Consider the following 4857-nt stretch of genomic DNA (forward strand, 5'->3'; position numbering starts at 1 on the left):
CCACGGCGCCGGCGACCAGCGGCCCGCCCGCGTCCCCGAGCTCGCGCCCCAGCTCCGCCGATCCCATCGTCCGCCCCATCCGCTCGGGCGGAGTGGACGCCGCCAGGTGCGAGAACGCCAGGGGCGTCGCCAGCCCGACCCCGGCGCCGACCAGCAGCGCGGCGAGGATCAGCGTCGGCACGGACGGCCACACCCCGCCCGCCGCGATCCCGACGGCGAGCAGCCCGAGCCCGCCCACGGCACCGCCGCGCACCGAGACGCGCCCGCGGTCGTGGAGCGACCCGACCAGCGGCTGGACGACGCTGCTGACGACGGCGAGCACGGTGACCAGCGCCATGCTCCCGAACGTGTCGATCCCGAGGCCGCGGGCCAGGAGCGGGAGGAACCCGACCGCGACCGCGAGCCCGCCGGTGGTCGCCGCCAGGACCAGCGTCGGCACGAGGAAGCCCGGGTCTCGCAGCTCTCGGCCGAGGTCGACGAGGGTGACCCGCTTGCGAGGGAGCACCGGCACCGCCGGGATGAGCAGCGCCACCCACGCGGCTGCGAGGACACCGAGCGCCGCGAGCGCCCAGAACAGCGCCGGCAGCCCCGCCCACATCACCAGCACGGCGCCGAGAAGCGGGCCGAGGGCGTAGCCGAGGCTCTTCCAGGAGCCGTACCGCCCGAAGGAGCGCCCGCGGGAGGCGTCGTCGACCAGCCGGGCCACGGCCGCCGAGGACGCCGGGGAGAAGGCCGAGGCGGCGGCACCCTGTCCGAAGCGGGCGACGACGAGCCCGATCGTCCCGGGCACGAGCGCCCCCAGCACCGAGAAGGCGGCGAAGGCGAGGAGACCGCCGACGATGACCGGGCGCACACCGATCCGGTCGCTGAGAGCCCCGAACAGCGGTTTCAGGAGGACCTCGGCGAGATCGTAGAGCGCGAGCGTGAGACCGAACGCGAGCAGAGTCCATCCGATCTCCTCGGTCTCCGCCCCGAGCGCGGCGGCGATCCCGTGGGCACCGAACGCGGTCGTGAAGCCGGCGAGGTACAGGGGCGCGAGTCGGGGCGGGGAGAGGGTCACACTCGATCCTGTCATCCCGGACGCGGCGGCGCGTCCTCGGGTCCGTCGCGCGGGGGATGCCGGTGCGGGCGCGGCGTCCTACGGTGGAGGGATGGTCGAGGCCGGCTTCACCCGCACCCCCACGGAGCGCGAACTCCGCGGCGACATCCTGCTCGCCGGGATCATGTTCGTGGGCGGGATCATCAGCGCCGGCCTGTCGACCATCGCGCAGGTGTACGGCGACGAACAGGGCGAGCCGTGGACCGCTCTGCCGTACGTCCTCGCGATCACCGCGCCGCTCGCCGTCCGCCGCCGCTGGCCCGCCGCCGTGGCCGTGATCGTGTCCGTCGCGTACTTCGTCGCGGTGACCTTCCGCGTCCCCGAGGTCTACGTCGGCAACATCGCGATGTTCATCGCCATCTACACGGTCGGAGCGTGGATGAACGCCCGCCGGGCGGCCTTCCTCGTGCGCGCGACGATCATCTTCGGGATGGCCGTGTGGCTGCTCATCGTCATGTATCGGGACGCCATCACGCAGGCGGAGGAGGCGGAGGTCGTCGCCGGGTTCCTCTCCCCGTACCTGGCGTTCATGATGCTGCAGATCCTGCTCAACGCGCTGTACTTCGGCGGCGCCTACTACTTCGGCGAGCGCTCCTGGTCGGCGGCCGCCCAGCGCGCCGCGCTGGAACAGCGCACCAGGGAGCTGGAGCGCGAGCGAGAGGTCACGGCGGCCCAGGCGGTGGCCCTGGACCGGGTCCGGATCGCCCGCGAGCTGCACGACGTCGTCGCCCACCACGTGTCGGTCATGGGCGTGCAGGCGGGGGCGGCCCGGATGGTGATCGATCAGGACCCCGCACGGGCACGGCGGATCCTGGGCGGGATCGAGTCCTCGGCGCGGGACGCGATCCGCGACTTCCGCCAGCTCCTGGAGACGCTGCGTGCGCCCGGGGACACGGATGAGCCGCCGTCCACGGTGACGCTCGACGACATCGCCGACCTCGCGGCCCGCTCGACCGGATCGGGGCTTCCCACCGACTACTCGGTGATCGGCGAGCCGGCGCCCGTGCCGTCCGTCACCGCGGTCAACCTCTACCGCATCGCCCAGGAGTCCCTCACGAACGCCCGACGCCATGCGGGGCCGGATGCGCGCGCCGACGTGCGGATCCGCTACACGGGGACCGCCGTGGAGCTCGAGGTCGTCAACACGGGCCGCGTGGTGACGGGCCTGCGCCCCGGCCTCGGCCAGCTCGGCATGCGCGAGCGCGCCCTGGCCTCGGGCGGCTCGATCGAGCTCACGCCCCGGACGAACGGGGGCTTCCGGGTCCGCGCGACCGTGCCCCTGTCCGTGTCCGCCCCGACCGCCGCGATGACCGGAGACGCCTCGTGACCGATCCCGCCCCCACCCGCGTCCTGCTCGTGGACGACCACGCGATGCTCCGCGCGGGCTTCCGCACCATTCTGGATCTGCAGCCGGACATCACCGTGGTCGGCGAGGCGTCGACGGGGGCCGAGGCGGTCGCGCAGGCCTCGGCGCTGCGACCCGACGTGATCTGCATGGACGTGCAGATGCCCGACATGGACGGGCTGGAGGCGACCCGACGCATCGTCGCGGATCCCGAGATCCGCGCCGCGATCGCCATCGTGACGACCTTCGACCGCGACGACTACCTCTTCACGGCGCTGGAGGCCGGTGCGAGCGGTTTCCTCCTGAAGAACGCCGGGCCCGAGGAGCTGCTGGCCGCCGTCCGCGCCCTGGCGGCGGGGGACGGCATGCTCGCCCCGGAGGTGACCCGGCGGGTGCTCCGCCGCTTCGCCGGGAGCTCGGCAGAGCCTGCGCTCCCCCCGTACGCGGCCCCGGGCACGAATCCGACGCCGGCGCTGCCCGCGGCGACGATCGCCGACCCGCTGACCGACCGCGAGGCCGACGTGCTGCGGCTGGTCGCCGAGGCCTGGAGCAACGCGGAGATCGCCGCCGAGCTCTTCATCGGCGAGGCCACCGTGAAGACCCACGTCTCCCGGATCCTGCAGAAGCTCGGCGCCCGCGACCGCGTGCAGGCCGTGGTCATCGCGCACCGTCTCGGCCTCGCCTGACCGGGTGCCGGAAGGCGCACGCGTCACCCGGCACCGGGTACCGGGTACCGGGCACCGGGAGGGCGAAGCCACGTCGGCGTCGCCCAGCGGTGTAAGGAGGAACACCGATCCCCTTACCTGTGGATGTTCTCTCTGACGATCTGTACGATCGTCGGAGGGAAGGGAGTGTCATGGCGGTGGCAACGATGACGAGCAAGGGGCAGATCACCATTCCCAAGGCGATCCGCGACGGGCTGGGGCTCGCGCCGGGCGACCGGGTCCTCTTCGCCCCGTTGCCGGGGGGGCGGGTGGCACTGGTCCCCCGCAATCGGAGCGTCAAAGAGCTCGCCGGCGTCCTGCACGCCAGCGGGCGGAGCACCGTCTCCGTCGAGGAGATGAACGCGGCGATCTCGGACGAGGGGTCGGCGAGCGGGTTGCGGGGTCTGGCGGCGTGGACCGGATCGGCATGATCGACGGCCTCGTCGGGCTCGACACGAACGTGATCGTCCGATATCTGGTCCGCGACGACGAACGGCAGTTCGAGGCGGCCGCCGAGGTGATCGAGTCGTTGACGGCGGAGAGACCCGGCTTCGTCACCACGGTGACGCTGGCCGAGCTGTACTGGGTGTTGCGTCGCGCGTACCGCATCCCCCGCAGCGACTGCCTCACCGCGATCCGGCGGTTGGTCGAGATCGAGGTCTTCGAGTTCGAGGACGGAGAGGGCGTCGTCCGGGCACTCGACCTCGCCGGGGACGGCGCCGACCTCGCGGACGCCCTCATCCAGACGACCTTCCAGCAGTTCGGCGCGATCGAGGCGGTGACGTTCGACCGGGGAGCGGCTCAGAGCATGGGGTGGCGACTGATCGGCTCCTAGCCGCACCGTCCCGGCCTCGCCTGGCCGGGCGCCGGAAGGCGCACGCGTCACCGAGCACCGGCCGTCGGCCCTCTGGACCCGGCCGGCGGGGCGGGCCAGAATCGGCGGCATGACAAGGACGTCGCTCAGCACGATCGGCCTCGCCGCGGCCTGGCTCCTCACCGACCTCTGGCGGGTGTGGACGCCCTCGCTCATCACCCTGTTCGGCCGGGCGGCGGAGACGCCGCCGGAGATCATGGGCGCCTACGCCCTGGCGGTGATGGCGGCGCCGCTCGTGCTGCTCGCCGTCGTCCGCGGTCCCGCGCCCCGGCTCGCGGCGGGGCTCCTCGTCGCCGCGCTCGTCGTCCGCATCGGGGTGCAGATCGTCCCGGGCGGCGGGGACGTGCAGCTCTACGGCAGCTCCCTGGGCGTCGCCCTCGCGGTCGCCGCACTGTGCCTGGCGGCCGGGGCCCTCGGGCGCCGGCTGATCCCGAGCGTCCTCCTCGGCATCGCGGTCGCCACGACGGTGCATGCCGCTCTGGGAAGTTTCGGCGCGGTGTGGCGGGACGACGCCGCCGCGTACGCGGTCCTCGTCCTCCAGGCGGCCGTGGTCGCGTTCGCCGTACGCGCGTCCGGCCGGGTCACGGAGGAGCCCGGGGATCCGGCGGTCGCCGCGCGCAGCGCCCTCCTCCTGCTCCCGATGCTCCTGCTGGTCCTCCTCGCCCTCGCGAACGTCGGACGCGCCTCGGTCGCCGATCCGCTGTGGGGCCCGGTCGCCGCGGTGATCGGGAGCGGTGCCGCGGCGGTCGCGGCGCTCCTGGCCGCCCCGCGTCGGCGCCCGTGGGCGGCAGCGGTGCTCCTTCCCGGAGCCGTCGCGCTGTCGCTGCTGCCCGAG

General features: G+C 73.8%; 5 protein-coding genes and 1 pseudogene. 5 read left to right on the forward strand and 1 reads right to left on the reverse strand.

Annotation, left to right across the window (positions count from 1 at the left end; translation table 11 throughout):
- On the reverse strand, window positions 1-1060 hold a 1060-nt coding region (locus tag MR1_RS18485; protein WP_067250571.1), incomplete at its 3' end, for an MFS transporter.
- Window positions 1061-1151: 91 nt separating this feature from the next.
- Here MR1_RS18485 and MR1_RS18490 point away from each other — a divergent pair.
- The 5 genes and pseudogenes from MR1_RS18490 to MR1_RS18510 form a co-directional block, all read left to right on the forward strand.
- The gene (locus MR1_RS18490; RefSeq protein ID WP_067250573.1) at window positions 1152-2426 is read left to right on the forward strand and encodes a sensor histidine kinase; all 1275 of its coding nucleotides are present in this window, start codon (window positions 1152-1154) and stop codon (window positions 2424-2426) included.
- A gap of 44 nt (window positions 2427-2470) precedes the next feature.
- A complete protein-coding gene (locus tag MR1_RS18495; RefSeq protein WP_067250579.1) occupies window positions 2471-3130 on the forward strand; it encodes a response regulator in 660 nt (219 codons plus the stop codon).
- Between the two features lie 170 nt (window positions 3131-3300).
- Window positions 3301-3579, forward strand: a complete 279-nt coding sequence (locus tag MR1_RS18500; RefSeq protein WP_067250582.1) for an AbrB/MazE/SpoVT family DNA-binding domain-containing protein — start codon at window positions 3301-3303, stop codon at window positions 3577-3579.
- Entirely contained in the window at window positions 3576-3983 is a 408-nt protein-coding gene (locus MR1_RS18505; protein ID WP_157518385.1) for a PIN domain-containing protein, read from the forward strand. The genes MR1_RS18500 and MR1_RS18505 overlap by 4 nt, the downstream gene beginning before the upstream one ends.
- Before the next feature lie 109 nt (window positions 3984-4092).
- Window positions 4093-4857 (forward strand): annotated as a pseudogene (locus MR1_RS18510) (hypothetical protein); the annotation flags it as partial.

The organism is Microbacterium resistens NBRC 103078, from assembly GCF_001552355.1.
Lineage (GTDB): Bacteria > Actinomycetota > Actinomycetes > Actinomycetales > Microbacteriaceae > Microbacterium > Microbacterium resistens.

Coding starts and splice junctions, on each gene's coding strand:
- MR1_RS18495 (WP_067250579.1), top strand. CDS start 2,471: ATGCTCCGCGCGGGCTTCCGCACCATTCTGGATCTGCAGCCGGACATC.
- MR1_RS18500 (WP_067250582.1), top strand. CDS start 3,301: ATGGCGGTGGCAACGATGACGAGCAAGGGGCAGATCACCATTCCCAAG.
- MR1_RS18505 (WP_157518385.1), top strand. CDS start 3,576: ATGATCGACGGCCTCGTCGGGCTCGACACGAACGTGATCGTCCGATAT.
- MR1_RS18490 (WP_067250573.1), top strand. CDS start 1,152: ATGGTCGAGGCCGGCTTCACCCGCACCCCCACGGAGCGCGAACTCCGC.